This window comes from Roseateles sp. (assembly GCF_019237615.1).
GTDB lineage: Bacteria > Pseudomonadota > Gammaproteobacteria > Burkholderiales > Burkholderiaceae_C > Pelomonas.
Window position 1 is genome coordinate 1 of sequence record NZ_JAFAGT010000052.1, and the last position, 20,056, is coordinate 20,056.

Below are 20,056 nucleotides of genomic sequence, written 5' to 3' on the forward strand. Positions count from 1 at the left end.
AGGGCGTGGCCACAGACTACCTGGAAAGCTACCTCGGCTGGTTCCGGGCGCTGGACCGCGCCAGCAAAAAACCACGCAAGTCCGCGCCACTGTTGGCTTTGGCATTGGGGCTGAATGACCATCACTAACTAACGATCAAAGAGCCCAGCGGCAACCCAAATTAGATAGCTTAGAAAACGCGTCAGCCTTACCTTCGAGGAGGCGCGCCCAATAGAGCACCTGTAGCTCCAGTGAGCGCGCCATTTGCGATGGCGGCAGGGATTTCTTCCAACCGCCCCATTCATGCAAGGTATGGCCCAGTGGCTTTCCGCGGAACGTCTTCGGCTCGCCGCGTTGCCAGGACTGCGAAGGACGCATCCGCAGCAATGACGAAACTGAGCTTGGCAGCAAATCAATTCCCAGCACGATCAACGTTGCACTGCCGATGTACTCTCGTTGCTCTTGTTCAGACGCTGTCATACCCCCCTTGCCACGGGCTCACTCGAAGGCAAAGGCTCGGATCAGTCCTTGCGACGACGCGAAGCGCCGATGGCGCCGACCAGTGCGATACCGATCAAGCCCAGCGTGGCGGGCTCAGGCACGCTCACAGCGGCCGAACTCACAACGACCGAGTCAAAATCCCAGAACGCAGCGACCTGTTCGAAGTTGAAATTCAGCGCCATTGGCGAGCCGGTACCGTCGAAGCCGACCGTGTATTTGGTGTATTTGAAGGCGCCCACGTTGGTCAGCGACATCAGCATGGAGCCCCCAGCGTCGACGGAGAAGCTGTTGGGAACTGAATTTCCGGTGACATCCGCCTCGTTCTGCAGCCAAAAGCTGACGACGTAGTGATCACCGATCACGGTGTTGATCGTCGTCCCGATCGTGCTGACTCCATTGGGATTGCCAAAGAAGGCTGCGTAACTGCCAGCGTGGGGCGCTGCGCTATCCACACCGTCATAGAAACCGTTGATGTTCACGGTACTCCACGCACTGAAGTCGCCGCTCTCGAAGCCGTCGCTGAAAACAACGCCGGCGCCAGCGCCGGCGCTGAACGTCAGCAGGGCCGCTGCAGCTACTGCACTAGCGATGGAAGGGATGCTCCTGATACTCATACTCGCCTCAACCGCCTGAGATCCGTCGCGCGGCCGACGAACCCGTTTTTTTGATGGTTGCCGCAGGCCGCCCGGGCGCCATGTCACGAGTGACGTGGCGCGATCTTAGGTCGATGTGATCGCCAACATGGCTTCACGCTCCATCAATACCCCCTATTCGAGCCGGCGGGAAATTACCAAGTTCCTAGGTCTGCGATTGGGGACTGACCACGACAGCGGCTCCAAATCGCACAAAACCACTTAAGCCGCACGAGATCCACATACGAACGCGATCGATTGTGAAAATTTGCTTATGCAGCCACGCCGACCCGCGGTCGCGCCAGCCTTCGAGGTTTTGCATAAGAGGCGCCCCCACGGGGATGCAAGGGCTCTTTGGACTGCAGTACGCCGCCGCGCCACTCGTTGATCAGTCGGTCGGTCCTTCTGTTGGCCGGGACCGCTGCGCCAGCAGACGCTTGCGCACCGCATAGATGTTGTTGCGCAGCGCGTAAAGCTCTTCAGCATAGGACAGCGGCACCGCAATGCGGTGTGTGACACGGTCCAGCTCGTCGAGCTCGTCAAGCAAAGCGTCGCGCTCGCCCGTGCCGGTTTCCAGCTTTGCTTCCACCTCGCGCAGCCGTGCATACCAGCGGAACACGCGCGAGCGCACGCGGAAGGTATAGAGCGGCGGCACCACGCGCGACAACGGCAGCATCAGCACCAGCAGGCCGCCGACCACCAGCCACATGCGTTCCAGCAGATTGCCGGCCCAGAAGGGCAGGTAGCGGGCCCAGGCCGGTGGCGTGCCGTTGATCGCGCGGTCACCCTCGGCGCTGACCGGCAGCTCGCTGGTGCGGGTATTGGGGAAGTCGCGCGCGCCATTGAACCAGCCCGCCTCGCTGTGCAGGCCCAGGGCCGCCTGCGCGAACAGCTGGCGCAGCGCAGGGTGCGTCTGCTCGCGCGCCAGCAGCGCAGTGGTGGTGGCCAGCAGCGGCACGTCGTGCGGCGGCAAATCGGCCGCCAGGTCCACCACGCCACGCGGCAGCCTCACGGTGGACAGGAAGGGCAGTTCGCGCGAATAGGCCTCGTTCTGCTCGAAGGCCATCAGCGCAATGGCCGGGTCGCGCAACAGCACGCGGATCAGGCCGGCCTGCGGCGCCGAGATCAGCACTGTGGCATCCAGCCGGCCCTGGCGCAGGGCCGCGCCGGCGGCGTCGGGCGCCAGATTGGACAGCCGCAGATCGGTCGGCTTCAGCTGGTTCAGCGCCAGCAGCTTCTCAACAATTTGCGGTACGCCGCTACCGTCCTGATCCACACTGACTCGCAGACCGCGCAGCTGGGCCAGGCGCTGCAGTTCACCGCCAGGCTGGCGGCGCGCGATGCTGAGTTCGCGGCGATAGAAGACCCAGATCGGCTCGTAGAACAGGCTGCCCAGCGAGACGATGCCGGCCTCGGTATCGGCCGCCGGATCGGCCATGCCGCCGCGTACGAAGCCCACATCGGCCGTACCCGCACGCAGATGGGCCAGATCGTCCTGCGCGCCTTCGCTGGCAATCAGCTCCACCTGGATGTGCTCGCGCGCCAGCGCCTTCGCATAGCCCTCGCCGAAGCCGGCGTAGGCACTTCCGGCCGGGCCGGTGGCCAGCCTCACCTGGTGCGGCGGCTGCGGATCCAGCCACCAGTAGGCCGCTACCAGCAGGCCTCCGCCGAGCAGCAGCAGCGGGCCCATCGAGACCATCATGTCGCGCAGCGTCTGCAGCAACAGGCGCAGACTGCGGGTGGCATGCCATTGCTGAATCGGGGTCATGGCTTGCCGTCCTGAGCGGGCAAGGTCTGGGCCTGCGTGTTGCGGAGTCGCTCGCACGCCCGGGCGCCCGCATTAGTGGTGGCCGCAAGGGTGTGCATGGTCGTGATGCCGAGGCATCGCATGGGCTGGGCCTTTGCCGATGGAGGACCTGCCCATCGTATTCGAGGCGTGCTGGCCGGACTGCTGCGCCCGTTTTCGCTGGGCGAATCCGGCGTCGCCTTCAGTCTGGCTGCCGACGGCCAGACTTAGAAGACAAACTCGGCGACTTCCGAAGCCTTCCGCTCGATTTCCGTACGGGCCGGCGACCGCTTCACCTCCAACCGGCCCTTGGTCTCCAGGTCGAGATTTGATCGACCGCCAAGCAAGGATCAGAGCGCGGGAAAGCGATTCGCACCTTCCGCGGGCAACTTGTACATGCAAGCAGCGAATAGCGGGCTGACGAGCCAGCCGTTCAACCACGACCGCACCGACGGCAAGTCCAGTGTCGCAAACCATTCCGGGTCCACCGCGGCGAACTGACGTACGAAGGGCATCACTGCCAGATCGGTGGCACAGGGCGCGGAGCCGCCCAGGAAGGGCACGCTTTGCAGTCGTGCATCTAGGGCTCGCAGAAGCACGTCCAGCGCCCTGTCTCGGTGTGCTTCTGGCGTGAAGGCCTCACTCGCGTGGCGCTGCGGGTACTTCCAGCGGTCCAGGTGATGCTTGAAGTCACCGTCATTTCTCCGTACCAGGTCAAGGTTCGCGGGCGACTGCGCCCGCGCCCACCAGCCCTGCGCATCGGGCGCAGCCAGAGCCCAGCGCATGATGTCCCAGCTCTCCTCGATCACGCTGCCATCGGGCAACTGAAGCACTGGTACCGTGGCCTTGGGAGACAAGGCCAGCAAGCTTGCCGGCTTATCTCGCAAGCTGACCTCCACCGCCTCGAAGGCCCGCCCGGCTTGCAGCAGCGCCATCCGTGCGCGCATCGCGTAGGGGCAGCGGCGAAAGGTGTAGAGCCGCGGCAACTGCGGGCCTGAAGTGGAGAGTGGTGCGTCCGGTGCCAGCGTCAATGCGTGCATGGGTAAGGCCTAGGCAGCTACGCGATCAAGTCAGTTCGTCGTGCACTTGATGCAGCTCAATGAACCCGCTGCACCTCGAACTGCTGTCGGATTGAAGCGATCTGCATCGACACCTCATCACCCTCACGTTTCCCAAGCATGGCCCTGCCCAACGGGGCCCGGCTGCTGATGACCTGAACGAGCTCAGCGCCGCTGACCAACTTCATGCTGCCCCCATCGGGACCGAGAAAGAGCTGTTGCTGCTTGTCGTCGGAGTCGACCAGGCAGACCAGCGCGCCGAGTTGTATACCTATGCTCGCGTCGTAGGGGCGTGGGCGGAATTGGCGCCAATTGGCGATCGCCTGGCGGATGGCTTCGGCACGACGAGCTTGGCCGGTGGCCAAGTAGGCGGCCTCGAGACCCAATGTGTCGTATTTGTTCTCGGCGATGTTTTCTTCGTGAGTCGCCGTTTCATGCGCCACCCGCGCTGCCTCTTCGGCTTGCAGCAGGTCTTCGACGAGCCGTTCCAGCACCTGCTGCTGCAGCAAGAATTTATCCATGATGAAAGGCAGGCATCTCGAACAAGCGGGGGCACTTGATTATCAAGGGCTCCACAGACCTTGCCCGCGTTTCCCGGATCCCATGGCTGAGACCGTTACGCAGCTTGCCCTTGTTGGGCGGCAAGCCACATCGAATTGCATCGAACTGACGTAGCCCAGCGACGAGTGAAGCCGCCGGTGGTTGCAGAACGTCAGCCAGTCAACGATCTCGTCCATCGCCTCGCGCCGGGTGGGGTCATGCGCTGAGCCACGCGGGCGTTAGGCCGAGCGTTGGGCGGACGGTGTCATGCCCGCCGCGCCTATAGATCTGCCTTGCAGCAGATGGCGAGTCGTTCACCTCGCGAAGCCGAAGTCAATAGCTTTCCATCAAGGGTTGGTCAGGTCGATGCCGAGCATCGTGCCAAATTTGAAGGTGAGGAGCAGCAGGACCGCGGCCAACACAACGAAGGCTGCGACCAACTTGACGCATGCACGAAGCACTGCGCGCTGCTTCTCCGTGCCGTGCTTCCTCCCTTGGTCGTAGTGCCACTTGACGGCAAGGTACATGCCAATGCTCAGCACTGTCACCTTGAAGACGATGAAGACTGCGGGGACCCATTCCATGATTTCTAGTTCTTCCAGCCGGGTGGCAAATCGTGTCTATTTTGAGTACCGCGCCTCAACAGGCCAACGATGTCGCGCCCCGGCGCTCAGCTTGACGACGGACCGCTGTGGCGCGAACTGCGGACAGGTGAGCGGTGGTTGGGGTGTCGCTAGCCGCACTCGACCACGGCCCCAAGAAGTAGTCCTACGAGCTCAGGGTGCGAACGGCCACGTTGGCCAGCGTCCAAACCATCAGGCCGAACAGACCGGCGATCGAGAGGGCTGCGACGATCAGGACGCCAGGCTTGACTCGCGCGAGTTCGTCGTCGGCACCTGCGCGTTTGCGGATGCCGAAAAAGCTCCACAAGATCATCCGCACGTAGCTCAACACAGACATTGGCGACCTCTCTTTTTGGGTCTCGACTGTGCTCTTGGCCGCCGCATAAATACAGACTCAGATTTATAAAAAAACACCGCATCAGATGGAAGAACAAGTGGAATTCCACAGAGAGAAAGCTGTTTCCAATACAGTTCATCAGCATCGCGCAACAGCCATATCAGCACCCTTCCGCCCCATGAAGCGCTACGAAGTCCTCGCCGATGACCTGGCAGCATCCATCTTCGCGGGGCAGTTGCGTCCTGGGGACCGCTTGCCCTCCGTCCGCGAGGCGAGCAAAGACCGCGGCGTCAGCCCATCCACCGTCTTCGAGGCCTACTACCTGCTCGAGGCTCGAGGCCTCATCGAAGCCCGGCCGCGGTCGGGCTACTTCGTCAGTCAGGCTGCGATCCCGCACCCAGAGCCCGAGGCATCGGACCCACTAGCCGAAGAGCGCAGCGTCGCAGTGTCGGAGCTGGTATTCCAGGTACTGGGTCTGTCGCGCAACCGGGCGGTCGTGCCTCTTGGCTCAGCGTTCCCAAGCCCAGCCCTGTTTCCACTCGACAAGCTGGCACTGTCACTGGGCAAAGCCGTGCGAGGACTCGACCCCTGGCGTACCGTCGAAGACTTGTCGCCAGGCAGTGCCGAGCTGCGGCGCCAGATCGGCCTTCGCTACCTCGGCGCCGGCTGCAAGGTCGATGCAGACGAACTGGTTGTGACCAACGGCGCGATGGAGGCTCTGAACCTGTGCCTAGAGGCAGTCACGAAGCCCGGTGACCTGGTTGCCATCGAGTCGCCGACCTTCTATGGCGCCTTGCAAGCGCTGGAGCGGCGCGGACTGAAGGCAGTCGAGGTGGCGACCCATGCGCGCACCGGCGTCGACGTGTCCGCGCTGGCGGCGATCATCGGGCGGCATCCCGTGAAGGCATGCTGGCTGATGCCGAATTTCCAGAACCCGTTGGGCAGCCTAGTGCCGGACGCGGCCAAGGAAGCGCTAGTTGCATTGCTCGCTAGCCACCAGATCCCGCTCATCGAGGATGACGTCTACGGCGAGCTCTACTTTGGCGCGCGCCCCAGGCCAGCCAAAGCGTGGGACAAGACCGGCTTGGTGCTGCACTGCAGCTCATTCTCCAAGTCGCTGGCACCCGGGTTTCGCGTTGGCTGGGCGGCAGCTGGCCGGTTTGCGCGTGACGTTAGCCGCCGCAAGCTCATGAGCTCGCTGGCAACGCCTGTGCCGATGCAGGAGGGGCTGAGCGAATATCTTCAGCGAGGCGGCTACGACAAGCACCTGCGACAGCTTCGACAAGTGCTCGTCACGAACCGGCAAGCCGTGCTGATGACCATCGCCAAGTTCTTCCCTCAGGGCACCCGCGTCACGCAGCCAGAGGGAGGCTACTTCGTCTGGCTCGAACTGCCCCCCAATATCGACGCGCTCGAACTGCACAGGGTTGCCCTGTCCCATGAAATCAGCATCGCCCCAGGACACCTGTTCTCAGCTGACCACCGGTTCACGCATCACCTGAGGCTCAACTTCGGGCACCCCGACAACGAGAAGGTCCAAGGAGCGTTGAAAACCTTAGGTCAGATTGCGAAGGCGCTGGCCCGCTAGTGCGTCTGCCCTTCAATTCAGTGAGCGTACGTCCGGCCCGACCACCATCTTGAGAAGTCGATAGGCGCATAGGAGTCTTGTACCCACCTCGACTTTGGTGGATACGTATGACCTTTCCCGATCAGCCTGCCGGCACGCGTCGGCGCCGCCGGCTGCACAGCAACGAATTCAAAGCTGGTGCGGTCGCGACCTGCATGCAACCTGGCATGTCGATGGCCGCCGTGGCGATGGCGCACGGCGTCAATGCCAACCTGCTGCGTCGGTGGGTGCGCGAGGCCGAGACGAAGACGGCTGCCGATGTGCCCGGCAAGAGCTTGCGCGATGTCGAGGCGCCGCCTCACACGTCCGTGTTCGTTCCGGTGGCCGCGGATGCGCTGGCGCGGCGGGTCTTCTTCGTCACGGAGGGGCGTGATGCGGGGACGATCAAGGCGCAGGCGGCCGATCTGCAGACGCATGGCTGCCCACCCGATCGAATCGACTCGGTCAGCATCGACATGTCGGCGGCCTTCATCAACGGCACGCAGGAGCGGTTGCCCGACGCCCGCATCACATTCGACAAACTCCACGTCGTAGCGCACGCGAACCTGGCCGTGGGCAAGACGCGCCGCATCGAGCAGCGCACGGACGACTCCCTCAAGGGCATGCGCTGGACGCTGCTCAAGGGCGTCTCCAAGCTCAAGCCGCAGGCCGGCGCCGCGCTGCACCAGTTGATCCACGCGACCCGACTCGCGCGTACCGCGCGCGCGTGTGGCTCTACAAGGAGCAGTTGCGCTCGATCCTCGATCACAAACAGGTCAACGTCGTGCGCGCCATGCTGCGGCACTGGAGCGCTTGCGTGACGCATTCCAAGGTCCGGGCATGAAGGAGGTCGCCGCCCTGGTGCGTCGCCAGCCCGAGGGCATCGTGGCCTGGACGCAGACCCGCCAGACCAATGGCTTCCTGGAGGCCATCGATGGCTTGTTCCAGGCCGCCAAGCGCCGCGCCAGGGACTTCGTGAGGATATCGCCCCTCCTGAAGCTGAAACGCTCATCCGGCAGGCCGCCCGACGCCTGATTGAAAAGCACAACATCCCGGTGCCGCAGCGCGTTCAGTCAGACCAAACCAAGTGAAAGCCTCTCCCGCCCCGAGGTTTTTCCGCGCAGCAGCAAGAACCCATAAAGTTGCGAAGTTTGCAGAAACCCATATGGGCTGCACCGCCGCCACTCTATGGGTTATTCGCCACCCTCCCGTGGCCCCGAGGATTGGGGGCGGGGTGTAGCATGCCGCCGTTTTTTTTCTTGCGCCAGCGCGCCTCCCCATGAGCTCTTCCGCCATCCAAGCCAAGCTTGCCGAACTCGGCATCACGTTGCCTCCCGTGGCCGTGCCGGCCGCTGCCTACCTGCCCTTCGTGCGCAGCGGCAACCTGCTGTTCCTGTCGGGTCACATCGCCAAGAAGGATGGCAAACCCTGGGTAGGCCAGTTGGGCAAGGACGTCGACACAGCCACCGGCCAGGCGGCCGCGCGCGCCGTGGCCATCGACCTGCTCGGCACGCTGCAGGCCGCCACCGGCGACCTCGGCAAGGTCCGCATCGTCAAGGTCATGAGCCTGGTGAACAGCACGCCCGGCTTCACCGAGCAGCACCTCGTCACCAACGGCTGCTCCGAGCTGCTGGCCAGTGTGCTGGGCGACGCGGGCAAGCATGCGCGCAGTGCCTTCGGCGTGGCGCAGATCCCGATGGGCGCCTGCGTCGAGATCGAGCTGATCGCGGAAGTGCAGGACTGATGTTCACCCGCCCCTCCAAGTGGCCGGGCCGCGCACTGGCCGGCATGGCCGTGGCGAGCTTTGCCGCCGTCGTGGCGGCTCTCGTGGCCCAGCACCAGTTCGGCGTCAAGCCCTGCCCCTGGTGCGTGCTGCAGCGCGGCATCTTCCTGCTCATCGGTGCGTTCTCGCTGCTGGGTTGGCTGGCGCAGGCCAGGCGCTCGCTGCGCCAGGGCGCCCTCGTCGCCGTGCTGCTGGCGTGCGCGGCGGGCCTGACGGCCGCGGTCTTCCAGCACGAGGTGGCCTCGCAGACGGCGAGCTGCGCCATGGGCCTGGCGGACAAGATCCTCACGGCACTGAACCTTGAGGAACTGTGGCCGTCGGTCTTCATGGTCACGGCCAACTGCTCCGAGGCAGCGGCCTACCGGCTGATCGGACTGCCCTACGAGGTCTGGAGCGGGCTGCTGTTCGCCGGCCTGGGCGCGCTGGGCCTGGTCGTGCTGGGCAAGCGCTGAACGCGGACCGGGCACCGCCCGAGGAAGGCCCGCCGCCCTGCCGTGCGGCGGGCATGATCACTCGCCCTTGACGATGCCCTCGCGGCGCGGATCCGCGCCGCCGGCCCAGCCGCCCTTCACGTGCATCAGCACCTGCAGGCCGCTGGTCAGGTCGGTCTCGACGACATGATGACCGCGGCCGCGCAGCTCGGACAGCTGGGCGGCCGTCAGCGCGCCGCGCTCGACGATCAGGCTGCCGGTGTTGAAGTGGCCGAAGTTGGGCAGGTCCACCGCCTGCTGCACCGGCAGGCCCCAGGCCAGCGCGCCGGTCAGCAGCTTGGCCATGTAGTGGATGATGACCGGCCCGCCTGGCGAGCCGGCCACCATCAACAGCTGGCCGTCATGGTCGAACACCAGCGTGGGCGCCATGCTGGAGCGCGGGCGCTTGCCGGCCTCGACGCGGTTGGCCACCGGCCGCCCATCGGGGCCCACCGGGTTCAGCGAGAAATCGGTCAGCTGGTTGTTCAGCATGAAGCCGCCAGGCAGCCCGGTGCCGCCGTCGCTCATGACGCGGTTGCCGAAGGCCGATTCGACGCTGGTCGTCATGGCCACCGCGTGGCCCTGGGCGTCGATGATGCTGACGTGGCTGGTGCCGGATTCGAGCTGCTCGGCCTGCGGCGCCAGCGCCTGCACCACCGTGCCCGGCTGGCCAGCCGTCGCCGTGGCCATGACCTTGGCGCCGATCAACGCGCCGCGCTGCTTCAGGTAGGGCGGCGCAAGCAGCGTCTGCCAGTCGCCGCCCGGCGCGGTGACGAAGGCCGGGTCGCCGATGAACTGGGCGCGGTCGGCAAAGGCGAGCTTGGCGGACTCGGCATAGGCATGCATCCAGTCGGCCGTGATGCCCCGGGCCGCGACGGCGGCGGGCTGCGTGTCGAGCAGGCCCAGGATCTGCATCAGCGTCAGGTGGCCCGAGGTCGGCGGGCCGAAGCCGCAGATGCGCCAGCTGCGCCAGTCGTTGCACATCGGCGGGCGCACGACGGGCTTGTAGGCGGCCAGGTCGGCCGTCGTCAGCAGCCCGGGGCGCGCATGGCCTCTCACGCGGCGCACGATGTCCTCGGCCACCGGGCCTTCGTAGAAGCCCCTCACGCCCTGCTTGGCGATGCCGCGCAGCACGGCGGCGTAGGCCGGATTCTTCAGCAGCGTGCCAACGGGCTTGGGATTGCCGGCGGCATCGAAGAAGTAAGGTGCGGCCTGCGGGTCGTTGCGCAGCGCGGCTTCGGCGCTGAACAGCTCGAACAGCCGCGGGCTGATCGCGAAGCCCTGCTCCGCCAGCCGTATGGCCGGCTCGAACAGCCGCGCCCAGGGCAGCCTGCCGTGCAGGCGGTGGCCTTCGGCCAGCATGGCCAGCACGCCGGGCGTGCCGGTGGCCAGGCCGCTGAGGATGGCGTCGCGCATGGCCAGCGGCCTGCCGTCTGGCCTGAGGAACAGCGCCGGCGTGGCGGCGGCGGGTGCCGTCTCGCGCCCGTCCAGCGCCTGCACCTGCCGACCGTCCCAGTGCATCAGGAAGGCGCCGCCGGCAATGCCGCTGGACTGCGGCTCCACGAGGCTCAGCACGGCCTGCACGGCGATGGCCGCATCCATGGCCGAGCCACCGGCCTTCAGGATCTCCGCGCCGGCCTGCACGGCGAGCGGGTTGGCCGCCGTCACGGCGAAGTGCCGGGCCGGTACCGTCAGGCTGCCCTGCTTGGCGGTGCGGGTGGTGGCGGCTTCGGGCTGGTCCAGCGCGTAGGCGGCGGGCGCCAGCAGCGCGGCCAGCAGCAGTGAAACGAGGGGGCGGTGCATGGCGGGCATCTTAGGCATGCCCGCCGCACCTCATCCGAAGTAGCCCATGTTGCGCTGGCTGTAGTTGGCTATCTGCGGCAGCACGCGCGGCAGGTCGGCCGTGCCGACGCCCATCCATGTCGCCAGTGTCGCGCCGAGCTGGTCTACCGATGTGGTGGGCAGCAAGCGCCCCTGGCCGACGTCGTCCGGCCCGTTGACGCTGACCGATGGCAGCGCGCCCCAGAACTGCCCGCCCTTGACGGCGCCGCCCAGCACGAAGTGGTGGCTGCCCCAGCCATGGTCGGAGCCGTCGCCGTTGCTGCTCAAGGTGCGGCCGAAATCGCTGGCGGTGAAGGTCGTGACCTGCTCGGACACGCCCAGCTCCACGGTGGCCGCATAGAAGCTGGCCAGCGCGTCGTTGACGGCCGTCAGCAGCGGCGGATGCTGGGTGACCAGCAGGTCGTGCAGGTCGAACCCGCCGACGGAGACGAAGAACACCTGGCGCGTAGCACCCAGCGCCTGGCGTGCGGCGATCAGCTTGGCGACCATGGCGAGCTGGCTGGACAGGCTGCTGGTCGTGTCGAACGCCGTCTGCAGCGCGGCCTGGCTGGCCAGCGCCGTGCTGACGGCGCTCTGCGCGCCGATGGAGCGCGACGTGATGCTGTTGAGCTCGGCCTCCATCCAGTTGCTGCGGCCTGCGGTGACAAGGCTGCGCAGCGCGTCGGCACAGGCCTGCGAGCCGTACAGCGGCTTCAGCACACCGTTGATGGGCACGGCGCCGCTGGTGGAGACCTGGTACTGCGCCGCCTGCTGGCCGGCCATGTAGACGGCATTGCCCGACACGTTGATGCAGGTGAAGGTGGCCGTGCCGTTGCCGCCCAGGAACAGGTCGCCCATGCGCCCGCCCCAGCCGGTCGTCGCGCCCTCGGGCGAGCTGCTCTGCCAGACGGACTGCTGGTCGTTGTGCGAGAACAGCTTGGGCGGCAGCGGCACGTTCTGCGCCTTGTACTGGGCCAGCGTGGTGGGCTGCACCAGCGTGCCGACGTTGAGCTGAACACCCAGCTTGCCGCTGTCCCACAGGCTCTTGAGCTTGCCGAGCTGCGGCGCCAGCGCCATCTGCCGGCCCCCCACGGTCTGCGCGAGCGCGGTGGCGGCGAGCTGGTCGCGCGGCGTGGCCAATGTCTGGCGGATGGTGGCGTAGGCGTTGTAGCTGGCGGTGTCGTAGGGCACCAGCGTGTTGCCGTAGTCGTTGCCGCCGTACAGGAAGACGCAGACCAGCGCCTTGTAGTCGCCGGGTGCCGTGGCCGCGGCGGCCTCGCCGATGCCGGCAAGCGACAGCGCCCAGGGCGCGGCCGAGCCGGCGAGGCCGAGGGCGGACGTGCGGCGCAGGAACTCGCGGCGCTGAAGTTCGGGGAGTCGGTTCAGCTTCATCGTCGTCCCCTCACTTCTGCACTTGATACTCGGGGCAGGCCATCAGCATCAGGATGCTGGCCTGCACGCGGTTGAGCTTGCCGGCGTCGGTGGTCGCGCTGATGGTCGCGACGGCCGTGGCGATGGCGGACTGCGTGGCGGACGAGATGCCCCCGCCGCCCAGGCGCAGCGCCAGATCGGCGACCAGCGCGGCCGCGTCGGTGGCCAGCGCCAGCTCGGCCGTGTAGGCGGGCTTTACGTCGCCGGTGCCGCTGGCGATGACCGTCTGCATGTAGTTCAGGTAGCCGGCCACCGTGCTCTCGTTGCAGAGCTGGAACTCCGGCGCCGTGACGCCGTTGGCGGCCAGCTGCGCGCCGGGCGGCACATAGCCGGGACGGAAGAAGTTGAAGACCGAGGGGCTGCGCATGGGGCTCTGGCCCAGGCGCGTGGCCGGGTTGCTCGTGTCGCCGATGTTCCAGAGATTGTTGGGCGACTTGACGCCGAAGCTGCGACCCCACTGGATGAAGCGCTGCATGGGCTCTCGGAGCCGGCCGCTGCCCGGCGCGGTGGACGCGGTACGGGCTTCCGTGTCGAGCAGGATGGCCTTGATGACGGCCTTCAGGTCTCCGCGCACGCCGCTGCCGTTGTCGGCCCACACGGCCGCGATGCGGGCCACGTAGGCGGCGCTGGGGTTGCTGGCCACCAGGCGCTGGATGAGCTGGCGGCCGATGAAGGGGCCGACGTTGGCATGGGCGGCCAGCGTGTCCAGCACGATCTTCAGCGCGCCGGGGCCGTCCGCTGTCGCCGGGATGTCGACGTTCAGGACCTTCTTCGCGCCGGTCGAGAACTTGCTCGCGGTGTTGACCATGGGCTTCTTCATGAAGGCAGGGTCGGTGGCGCTGCTGCCGTCGAAGTCCCAGCCGGTGAGGACGCGGGCCAGGTCGGTGATGTTGGCCTGGTTGTAGGTCTCCAGTGCCTTGCCGCTGGCGTCGACCTTGGCCGAGCCGTCGGCGTTGAGCTGCACGAGGCCGATGGACATCAGCTGCATGACCTCGCGCGCATAGTTCTCGTCGGGCAGGCGGCCGGTCTTGGTGTCTTCCTTCAGGTTGCCGCGCATGTTCAGGTAGACGCCCATGCCGCAGGACAGCGTCACGCCTTCCAGCAAGTCGCGGTAGCTGCCGAAGGCGCGCTGCTCCAGCATGTCCACATAGGCCGCGATGGCCATGCCACGCCAGCTGACGGGCACGCCGTTCATCGACACGACGAAGATCTCGCTGAGCGCCAGCACGACGCGCTGGCGCAGCGTGTCGGGCGCCGACAGCAGCTTGCGCCACAGCGTGTTGTCCACGCCGCCGAAGTCGTTGCGGTGGTCGACGGTGGCGTAGCCGTTGGCCGTCATCCAGTCGAAGTGGCCGTCACTCACGGGCATCGCGAACTGCGCGTCCAGCCAGGCGGCATAGCCCTTGGCCTTGACGGTCGCGATGTCGGCGCTGCTGGCCGAGAAGCCGGCCTGGGCCAGGAAGCGGGCCGCGTCGGCGTCCAGGATGGTGGCGGGCGCCGGGGCCGGCGTGGGGCTGGGCGCGGGCGCCGCGGGGCCGATCGGCGCGGCCGTGTCGCCCCCGCTCCCGCCGCCGCCACAGGCGGCCAGCAGAGCCGCGGCGGCGGCGGCCGCGGCGAGGCCCGGCGTGCCGGCCTCGAACGCTGACGGGGTCTCGACGAACTCGATTTCGGGAAGCGGTGGTGGGCGCATGCTCATCCTCGGGAGGCCGGACAGGATGTTCGGTGCAAAGCAAACGGGCCGGCTTGCGCCGACCCGTCGGGGTGAGTAAGCAATGTAAACCGCGTGCGGTTTATCTCAGAGCAGTGGCACGCCCGTCTTGCTCTGCGCGAACTCGCGCGTCACGCCGTCGGCCAGCTCGACGAGCTTGAGGCCCTCGGGCACGATGTCGAAGACGCCCAGGTCCGTGATGATCCGGTCGACGACGCCCACGCCCGTCAGCGGAAGCGTGCAGCTGGGGATGATCTTGAGGTCCTCGCTGCCGTCCTTCTTGCGGGCCACATGCTCCATGAGGACGATGACGCGCTTGACGCCGGCAACCAGGTCCATCGCGCCGCCCATGCCCTTGACCATCTTGCCGGGAATCATCCAGTTGGCCAGGTCGCCCTTGCCGCTGACCTGCATGGCGCCCAGGATGGACAGGTTGATCTTGCCGCCGCGGATCATCGCGAAGCTGTCGTGGCTGCCGAAGATGCTGCTGCCCGGCAGCGTCGTCACGGTCTGCTTGCCGGCGTTGATGAGGTCGGCGTCGACCTGGTCCTCGGTCGGGAACGGACCGATGCCCAGCATGCCGTTCTCGCTCTGCAGCCAGACTTCCTTGTCCGCCGGCACATGGTTGGCCACCAGCGTCGGGATGCCGATGCCGAGGTTGACGTAGAAGCCGTCTTCCAGCTCTTGTGCCGCCCGCGCGGCCATTTGGTCTTGCGTCCACGCCATTTCAGCTCTCCTTCTTGGGCGACAGCGTCACCTTCTCGATGCGCTTCTCGGGGTGCGCGTTGACGACGATGCGGTGCACGTAGATGCCCGGCAGGTGGATGTCGTCCGGATCGATGTCGCCCGTCTCGACCAGCTGCTCCACCTCCACGATGGTCAGCCTGCCGGCCATCGCCGCGGCCGGGTTGAAGTTGCGCGCGGTGCGGCGGAACACCAGGTTGCCGCTCTTGTCGGCCTTGTAGGCCTTGACCAGCGCCACCTCGGGCATCAGCGCCCGCTCCATCACATAGGTCTCGCCGTCGAACTCGCGCAGCTCCTTGCCCTCGGCCACGACGGTGCCGACGCCGGTCTTCGTGAAGAAGGCCGGGATGCCGGCGCCTCCGGCGCGCAGCTTCTCGGCCAGCGTGCCCTGGGGCGTGAACTCCAGCTCCAGCTCGCCCGCCAGGTACTGGCGCTCGAACTCCTTGTTCTCGCCGACGTAGCTGGAGATCATCTTCTTGATCTGCCGCGTCTCCAGCAGCTGGCCCAGGCCGAAGCCATCGACGCCAGCGTTGTTGGAGATCACCGTCAGGCCCTTGACGCCGCTGTCGCGCAGCGCCGCGATCAGCGCCTCGGGAATGCCGCACAGGCCGAAGCCGCCGACCGCGAGCAACTGCCCGTCGCTGACCACGCCGCGCAGCGCCTCCCCGGCGCTGGGGTACACCTTGTTCATGCCGTCTCCTGCTTGTGAGATGAAGCAGGAAGCGTAGCGCCCCCGGCGGCGGGGGTCGATTACGCAGAATCGCCTATTCGGGCCGGCAGCGGCGCCGCAACGCCAGCGCGCCCAGGCCGGCTGCGGCCAGCGCCAGCGACCCCGGCTCGGGCAGGCGCTGGCCGGGCCCGGTGGGCGCGCCGTCGACGACCGTCAGCAGCAGCGTGTGCTCGGGCGACCACGACGCCTCGGCGCCGGTCGCGTCCAGGAAGGCCAGCGCGAAGGCGCCGCCCATGTAGCTGCCCGGCGCGGCATGCCCGCCCACGGGCGCCAGGCGGCCGAACACGAAGTCCATGCCCTGGCCGGGCGCCAGGTCCATGCCGGCGAACTGCTCGGCCAGCGCCAGCATCGGCGGGAGGAAATCAAAGGTCGTCCCGATGCCCTCGCCATAGGCGGCGACGAAGCGGCTGCCCAGCAGATGCTCGCTGGCCGAGGCCTCGTTGTAGACCTTCGCGTGCAGCTCCAGCGTCTGGTCGGGCGCCAGCGTGTAGCTCCACTGCGCCAGGTCCCAGACCAGGCCGACGCCCGCCTGGCTGGCGCCGCTGGCCAGCGCCAGCAGGCCCGCGCCGAGCAGCGCGCGCAGCCCACGGCGGGCCGATTCAAACTCGAAAGCCATCATCCAACTCCTTGATTGAGGTGAGGCCGCCAGCTTAGGAAGCCCTCCTCGGCGCGGCATCGCCCATTGGAGCCATGGCTCGCCGGCCGGGTAGCATCGCGGGCCGCAGCCGCCGGCCATGCCCCATCAGTGAACACCGCCCCCGACTACCGCAGCGCCTTCCTGCTCGCCCCGATCGGCCTGGTGCTGTCCGCGCGGCGCCAGATCGTGGACTGCAACGAGCGCGTGCTGCAGATGTTCTCGGCCACGCGCGAGCAACTGGTCGGCCAGAGCTTCGCCGTCATGTACCCCAGCGCGGCCGAATTCGAGCGCACCGGCGCGCGCATCGTCGCCAGCCTGGATGCCCAGGGTCGCTACGCCGACGACCGCGTCATGCGGCGCCTCGGCGGCGGCGATCTGTTCTGGTGCCATGTCAGCGGCCGCGCGCTGGACCCCGCCGACCCGCATGCCCGCGGCATCTGGAGCTTCGAGGACCTGTCGGCGCGCCGCCAGATCACCGCCGAACTGACGCCGCGCGAGCGCGAGATCGCCGCGCTGCTGGTGGAGGGCCAGACCAGCAAGCTCATCGGCCGCCGCCTGGGCGTGAGCCCGCGCACGGTGGACATCTACCGCGGCCGGCTGATGAAGAAGTACGCGGCGGGCAGCACGCCCGAGCTGATCCACAAACTGCTGTCCGCATGAGCCACGCCTCCGAGCTGCCCTACTGTCGCAACTGCCACTACACGCTGGCCACGCCGCGGCCGCGCTATTGCGGCCATTGCGGCCAGGAGACCGACCTGCATCCGCCGTCGGTGCGCGAGATGGTGACGGAGTACCTGGGCCACTACGTCGCCTTCGACGGGCCGCTGTTGCGCACGCTCTGGGCGCTGATCGCCCTGCCCGGCCGGCTGACGAACGCCTACTTCCACGGCGCCCGCAGGCGCTATGTGCTGCCGCTGCGCGTGTACCTGAGCGCCAGCTTCATCTTCTTTGTCGGCTGGACCCTGTTGCCGCAGGCCCCGACGCAGCCCGTCGACGGCGGCCCGGCCGCGGCCGCGTCGGCCGCCGAGCCCGGCAGGCCGCAGCGGGTCCGGGTCAGGCCGGACATGACGCCCGGGCAGGCCGCGGCAGTGGCCGAGGCCATGGCCGGCGGCGCCAGTGCGGGTGACGCCCTCAAGGCACGCACCCGCACGCGCATCGGCGACTGCGACACGACCCGCCCCGAGAACTGCGGCAACGGCAAGCGCTGGCTGCTGAGCGTCCTCGACAAGGGCCAGTCCATGACCGTCGAGCAATGGAAGCGGCGCGCCGGCGCGCTGGCGCCCTACGCCATGCTGGCCATGCAGCCCATCTTCGCGGCCTTGCTGCTGCTGACCTTCGCCGGCAGCGGCCGGCGCTACGCCGAGCACTTCGTGTTCTCGCTGCACAGCCACAGCCTGTGGTTCCTGGCGCTGCTGTTCGCCCTGGGCACGGGCCTGGAGGGGCCAGTGCTGCTGGCCGTGTTCGTGCACGGCCTGGTGGCCATGCAGCGCGTCTACGGCCTGCGCTGGTGGGGCGCCATCTGGCGCGGCCTGCTGCTGAGCACGCTCTACTTCAACCTGCTGACCAGCGTGGCGCTGGCGCTGGCCGCGCTGATCGCGGCCAGCGCCTGATCAGGTGAACACGCCCTGGCGCAGCCACTTGGTGGCGACCCATTTCTCGCCGTCGAGGACGGGCGAGCCGCCGTGCAGCGTCTGCGTGGCCGGGTGTGGCCGGTCGTAGCTGAAGAAGACCGCATTGCCCTTGACGGGCGCGACGTCCAGGCCGATGTCCGGGAAGATGGTGGAGCCGCCGGCCGCCGGCGTGTTCAGGTAGATGACCAGCGTCGCCACGCGCTGGCCGCCGCGCCTGAGGATGTTGGGCGTGCTGACATGGCCGGGGTCGAAGTAGTCGTAGTGCGGCTGGTACTCGGCGCCGGGGCGGTAGCGCAGCACCTGCAGCCCTTCGCCGTGGTCCAGCGGCCAGCGCAGCAGCGTCGCGATGCGGGCCTCGATCCTGCGGATCAGATCGGTCTCGCAGCGCTCGAAGAACATGCCGTCGCTGGTGCGCGCGGCATTCACCTCGCTGCCATCGCTGCCGGTGGCCACGGTTTCCGAGCGCGCCAGGCGCTTGCTGGCCAGCCCGATGATGCCGTCGCACTCCTCGTCGGACAGCAGGTCGCCGAAGACCACCACGCGCGGCTGGCGCAGCGCCATCAGCACCTTGACCTGCCGGTCGCCGGTGTCGATGACGGGCGCGAAGCGGCTCAGTTCAGGCTCGGGCAGGCCCGGCGTGATGCCGGGCGGCGGCGTCAGCGTGGCCGACTGGCCCAGCGTGCGCGCCAGCGCCTGCCGGGCGATGCCCTCGTCCCAGCCGCTGCCCAGCATGGCCGCCAGGATGCTCTCGGACGCATGCCCGGCGCTGCTTTGCTCGGTGATCCAGGCACACAGCTCGGGGGTGATGACTTGTTGGCTCATGGCTTGCGGCGGAAGACGAGTCGGTCGGGAGAAGACACCTCGGGAGCCAGACGATAACCGTCCAGGTCGAAGCCCTGGAGCTCTTCGGGCGTCTGCAGGCGCTGCCGGATGGCGTAGCGCGCCATCAGTCCGCGGGCTCGCTTGGCGAAGAAGCTGATGATCTTGTAGTCGCCGTTCTTCCAGTCCTCGAACTGGCAGTCCACGACGCGGGGCTTGAGGGCCTTGCGATCGGCCGCGCGGAAATACTCCTGCGACGCGAGGTTGACGATGACGGGCGCCTTCTCCGCCTTGGCGAGCTTGTTGAGGTGCAGGGCCAGGCGGTCGCCCCACCAGTCGTAGAGGCTGGCACCGTGCGGGTTGGCCAGCCGCGCGCCCATCTCCAGGCGGTAGGGCTGCATGCGGTCCAGCGGGCGCAGCAGGCCGTACAGGCCCGACAGCATGCGCACATGCTGCTGGGCCCAGGCCAGGTCGTCGGCGGACAGCGTCTTCGCGTCCAGGCCGTCGTAGACGTCGCCGTCGAAAGCCAGCATGGCGGGCTTGCTGTTTTTGTCCGTGAAGCGCGGGCGCCAGGCGGCGTAGCGGTCGACGTTGAGCTGGGCCAGCGGCTCGGACAGGTCCATCAGCGCGCGCACGTCGGCCACGCTCTTGTCGCGCAGGATGGCTATCAGCGCGGCCGTGTCGTCGAGGAACTGCGGCCGGGTCAGCGCCGGTGCGAGCTCGGGTGGCGTCGGGGTGTCGTAGTCCAGGGATTTGGCGGGCGAGAGCAGGAACAGCATGGGCGCGGATTTTGTCCCACGCTCAGCGCCGCTCCAGCCACTCGAACAAGGCCATGCCGGCAACCATCGCCGCGACGAAGGCCAGGGCCTTGGGCTCGCCGCTGCCCGCCACCACCAGGGCCGGGCCGGGGCACAGCCCCGCCAGTCCCCAGCCGATGCCGAACAGCAGGCTGCCGCCGACGAGCCGGCGGTCCACCCGCGTCGACGTCGGCAGCTGCATCTGCAGGCCCAGGAAGCTCTCGCGCCGCCGCATGGCCAGCGCGAAGGCCGGCAGGCCCACGGCGATGGCGCCCGCCATCACGAAGGCCAGCGAGGGGTCCCAGGCCCCCGCCAAATCGAGGAAGCCCAGCACCTTGGCCGGCTGCGCCATGCCCGAGACGATGAGCCCGAGGCCGAAGACCAGGCCCGCCAGGGCGCCAATGAGGGTTCCCATGTCCGTAC

General features: G+C 67.6%; 21 protein-coding genes and 4 pseudogenes. 8 read left to right on the forward strand and 17 right to left on the reverse strand.

Annotation, left to right across the window (positions count from 1 at the left end):
* Positions 1–128, forward strand: a pseudogene (locus JOY88_RS09390) (IS1595 family transposase); the annotation flags it as partial.
* Between the two features lie 7 nt (positions 129–135).
* Here JOY88_RS09390 and JOY88_RS09395 read toward each other — a convergent pair.
* From JOY88_RS09395 to JOY88_RS09430, 8 genes and pseudogenes are all read right to left on the reverse strand, one after another.
* Entirely contained in the window at positions 136–459 is a 324-nt protein-coding gene (locus JOY88_RS09395) for a hypothetical protein (protein WP_293502002.1), read from the reverse strand.
* A gap of 41 nt (positions 460–500) precedes the next feature.
* Positions 501–1,094: a PEP-CTERM sorting domain-containing protein gene (locus JOY88_RS09400; RefSeq protein ID WP_293502003.1), complete on the reverse strand. Its 594-nt coding sequence runs from the start codon at positions 1,092–1,094 to the stop codon at positions 501–503.
* 406 nt (positions 1,095–1,500) lie between these two features.
* Entirely contained in the window at positions 1,501–2,880 is a 1,380-nt protein-coding gene (locus tag JOY88_RS09405; protein WP_293502004.1) for a TAXI family TRAP transporter solute-binding subunit, read from the reverse strand.
* Positions 2,881–3,248: 368 nt separating this feature from the next.
* On the reverse strand, positions 3,249–3,938 hold the full coding sequence (locus tag JOY88_RS09410; protein ID WP_293502005.1) for a glutathione S-transferase: 690 nt from the start codon (positions 3,936–3,938) through the stop codon (positions 3,249–3,251).
* 56 nt (positions 3,939–3,994) lie between these two features.
* Positions 3,995–4,477 carry a GreA/GreB family elongation factor gene (locus tag JOY88_RS09415; protein WP_293502006.1) on the reverse strand — a complete coding sequence of 161 codons (483 nt, stop codon included), beginning with the start codon at positions 4,475–4,477 and terminating at the stop codon, positions 3,995–3,997.
* Positions 4,478–4,572: 95 nt separating this feature from the next.
* Positions 4,573–4,708, reverse strand: a pseudogene (locus tag JOY88_RS09420) (IS3 family transposase); the annotation flags it as partial.
* Positions 4,709–4,843: 135 nt separating this feature from the next.
* Positions 4,844–5,080 (reverse strand): hypothetical protein, encoded by a 237-nt coding sequence (locus tag JOY88_RS09425; protein ID WP_367269793.1) that lies wholly within the window; start codon positions 5,078–5,080, stop codon positions 4,844–4,846.
* Positions 5,081–5,264: 184 nt separating this feature from the next.
* The gene (locus JOY88_RS09430) at positions 5,265–5,438 is read right to left on the reverse strand and encodes a DUF2970 domain-containing protein (protein WP_293502042.1); all 174 of its coding nucleotides are present in this window, start codon (positions 5,436–5,438) and stop codon (positions 5,265–5,267) included.
* 196 nt (positions 5,439–5,634) lie between these two features.
* Between JOY88_RS09430 and JOY88_RS09435 the strand changes: the two genes are divergently transcribed.
* The 5 genes and pseudogenes from JOY88_RS09435 (at position 5,635) to JOY88_RS09455 (ending at position 9,297) form a co-directional block, all read left to right on the forward strand.
* Entirely contained in the window at positions 5,635–7,044 is a 1,410-nt protein-coding gene (locus tag JOY88_RS09435; RefSeq protein ID WP_293502007.1) for an aminotransferase-like domain-containing protein, read from the forward strand.
* Between the two features lie 107 nt (positions 7,045–7,151).
* Positions 7,152–7,361, forward strand: a pseudogene (locus JOY88_RS09440) (transposase); the annotation flags it as partial.
* 36 nt (positions 7,362–7,397) lie between these two features.
* A pseudogene (locus JOY88_RS09445) lies at positions 7,398–8,055 on the forward strand (transposase); the annotation flags it as partial.
* 286 nt (positions 8,056–8,341) lie between these two features.
* Entirely contained in the window at positions 8,342–8,806 is a 465-nt protein-coding gene (locus tag JOY88_RS09450) for a RidA family protein (protein ID WP_293502008.1), read from the forward strand.
* A complete protein-coding gene (locus JOY88_RS09455; RefSeq protein WP_293502009.1) occupies positions 8,806–9,297 on the forward strand; it encodes a disulfide bond formation protein B in 492 nt (163 codons plus the stop codon). The genes JOY88_RS09450 and JOY88_RS09455 overlap by 1 nt, the downstream gene beginning before the upstream one ends.
* A 57-nt stretch (positions 9,298–9,354) precedes the next feature.
* On the opposite strand, the gene JOY88_RS09460 is transcribed toward JOY88_RS09455, so the two are convergent.
* From JOY88_RS09460 to JOY88_RS09485, 6 genes are all read right to left on the reverse strand, one after another.
* Positions 9,355–11,118, reverse strand: a complete 1,764-nt coding sequence (locus JOY88_RS09460; RefSeq protein WP_293502010.1) for a gamma-glutamyltransferase family protein — start codon at positions 11,116–11,118, stop codon at positions 9,355–9,357.
* Between the two features lie 30 nt (positions 11,119–11,148).
* Positions 11,149–12,528 (reverse strand): DUF1501 domain-containing protein, encoded by a 1,380-nt coding sequence (locus JOY88_RS09465; protein ID WP_293502011.1) that lies wholly within the window; start codon positions 12,526–12,528, stop codon positions 11,149–11,151.
* Between the two features lie 10 nt (positions 12,529–12,538).
* Positions 12,539–14,257 carry a DUF1800 domain-containing protein gene (locus JOY88_RS09470; protein WP_293502012.1) on the reverse strand — a complete coding sequence of 573 codons (1,719 nt, stop codon included), beginning with the start codon at positions 14,255–14,257 and terminating at the stop codon, positions 12,539–12,541.
* Positions 14,258–14,362: 105 nt separating this feature from the next.
* The gene (locus JOY88_RS09475) at positions 14,363–15,001 is read right to left on the reverse strand and encodes a 3-oxoacid CoA-transferase subunit B (RefSeq protein WP_293502013.1); all 639 of its coding nucleotides are present in this window, start codon (positions 14,999–15,001) and stop codon (positions 14,363–14,365) included.
* A gap of 1 nt (position 15,002) precedes the next feature.
* A complete protein-coding gene (locus JOY88_RS09480; RefSeq protein ID WP_293502014.1) occupies positions 15,003–15,710 on the reverse strand; it encodes a CoA transferase subunit A in 708 nt (235 codons plus the stop codon).
* Positions 15,711–15,783: 73 nt separating this feature from the next.
* Positions 15,784–16,365 (reverse strand): PEP-CTERM sorting domain-containing protein, encoded by a 582-nt coding sequence (locus tag JOY88_RS09485; protein ID WP_293502015.1) that lies wholly within the window; start codon positions 16,363–16,365, stop codon positions 15,784–15,786.
* Positions 16,366–16,494: 129 nt separating this feature from the next.
* On the opposite strand from JOY88_RS09485, the gene JOY88_RS09490 reads away from it, so the two are divergent.
* A complete protein-coding gene (locus JOY88_RS09490; protein ID WP_293502016.1) occupies positions 16,495–17,046 on the forward strand; it encodes a LuxR C-terminal-related transcriptional regulator in 552 nt (183 codons plus the stop codon).
* Positions 17,043–17,996: a DUF3667 domain-containing protein gene (locus tag JOY88_RS09495; protein WP_293502017.1), complete on the forward strand. Its 954-nt coding sequence runs from the start codon at positions 17,043–17,045 to the stop codon at positions 17,994–17,996. The genes JOY88_RS09490 and JOY88_RS09495 overlap by 4 nt, the downstream gene beginning before the upstream one ends.
* Here the strand turns inward: JOY88_RS09495 and JOY88_RS09500 are convergent, their stop codons facing one another.
* The 3 genes from JOY88_RS09500 to JOY88_RS09510 are packed head-to-tail and all read right to left on the reverse strand — an operon-like array spanning position 17,997 to position 20,048.
* Entirely contained in the window at positions 17,997–18,839 is an 843-nt protein-coding gene (locus JOY88_RS09500; RefSeq protein WP_293502018.1) for a 2OG-Fe(II) oxygenase, read from the reverse strand. It abuts the gene before it with no gap.
* Complete coding sequence (gene yaaA / locus JOY88_RS09505; protein ID WP_293502019.1) at positions 18,836–19,615, reverse strand: peroxide stress protein YaaA; 780 nt, start codon at positions 19,613–19,615, stop codon at positions 18,836–18,838. The genes JOY88_RS09500 and yaaA overlap by 4 nt, the downstream gene beginning before the upstream one ends.
* Positions 19,616–19,637: 22 nt before the next feature.
* Positions 19,638–20,048, reverse strand: a complete 411-nt coding sequence (locus JOY88_RS09510) for a DUF6691 family protein (RefSeq protein ID WP_293502020.1) — start codon at positions 20,046–20,048, stop codon at positions 19,638–19,640.
* Positions 20,049–20,056 lie beyond the last annotated feature (8 nt).

Excerpts from the sequence above, each read along its gene's own strand:
- JOY88_RS09435 (WP_293502007.1), top strand. The coding sequence starts at position 5,635 with ATGAAGCGCTACGAAGTCCTCGCCGATGACCTGGCAGCATCCATCTTC.
- JOY88_RS09500 (WP_293502018.1), bottom strand. The coding sequence starts at position 18,839 with ATGAGCCAACAAGTCATCACCCCCGAGCTGTGTGCCTGGATCACCGAG.
- JOY88_RS09460 (WP_293502010.1), bottom strand. The coding sequence starts at position 11,118 with ATGCACCGCCCCCTCGTTTCACTGCTGCTGGCCGCGCTGCTGGCGCCC.
- JOY88_RS09405 (WP_293502004.1), bottom strand. The coding sequence starts at position 2,880 with ATGACCCCGATTCAGCAATGGCATGCCACCCGCAGTCTGCGCCTGTTG.
- JOY88_RS09395 (WP_293502002.1), bottom strand. The coding sequence starts at position 459 with ATGACAGCGTCTGAACAAGAGCAACGAGAGTACATCGGCAGTGCAACG.
- JOY88_RS09485 (WP_293502015.1), bottom strand. The coding sequence starts at position 16,365 with ATGGCTTTCGAGTTTGAATCGGCCCGCCGTGGGCTGCGCGCGCTGCTC.
- JOY88_RS09475 (WP_293502013.1), bottom strand. The coding sequence starts at position 15,001 with ATGGCGTGGACGCAAGACCAAATGGCCGCGCGGGCGGCACAAGAGCTG.
- JOY88_RS09415 (WP_293502006.1), bottom strand. The coding sequence starts at position 4,477 with ATGGATAAATTCTTGCTGCAGCAGCAGGTGCTGGAACGGCTCGTCGAA.
- JOY88_RS09510 (WP_293502020.1), bottom strand. The coding sequence starts at position 20,048 with ATGGGAACCCTCATTGGCGCCCTGGCGGGCCTGGTCTTCGGCCTCGGG.
- JOY88_RS09450 (WP_293502008.1), top strand. The coding sequence starts at position 8,342 with ATGAGCTCTTCCGCCATCCAAGCCAAGCTTGCCGAACTCGGCATCACG.
- JOY88_RS09410 (WP_293502005.1), bottom strand. The coding sequence starts at position 3,938 with ATGCACGCATTGACGCTGGCACCGGACGCACCACTCTCCACTTCAGGC.
- JOY88_RS09470 (WP_293502012.1), bottom strand. The coding sequence starts at position 14,257 with ATGCGCCCACCACCGCTTCCCGAAATCGAGTTCGTCGAGACCCCGTCA.
- yaaA (WP_293502019.1), bottom strand. The coding sequence starts at position 19,615 with ATGCTGTTCCTGCTCTCGCCCGCCAAATCCCTGGACTACGACACCCCG.
- JOY88_RS09455 (WP_293502009.1), top strand. The coding sequence starts at position 8,806 with ATGTTCACCCGCCCCTCCAAGTGGCCGGGCCGCGCACTGGCCGGCATG.
- JOY88_RS09400 (WP_293502003.1), bottom strand. The coding sequence starts at position 1,094 with ATGAGTATCAGGAGCATCCCTTCCATCGCTAGTGCAGTAGCTGCAGCG.
- JOY88_RS09480 (WP_293502014.1), bottom strand. The coding sequence starts at position 15,710 with ATGAACAAGGTGTACCCCAGCGCCGGGGAGGCGCTGCGCGGCGTGGTC.
- JOY88_RS09465 (WP_293502011.1), bottom strand. The coding sequence starts at position 12,528 with ATGAAGCTGAACCGACTCCCCGAACTTCAGCGCCGCGAGTTCCTGCGC.
- JOY88_RS09495 (WP_293502017.1), top strand. The coding sequence starts at position 17,043 with ATGAGCCACGCCTCCGAGCTGCCCTACTGTCGCAACTGCCACTACACG.
- JOY88_RS09425 (WP_367269793.1), bottom strand. The coding sequence starts at position 5,080 with ATGGAATGGGTCCCCGCAGTCTTCATCGTCTTCAAGGTGACAGTGCTG.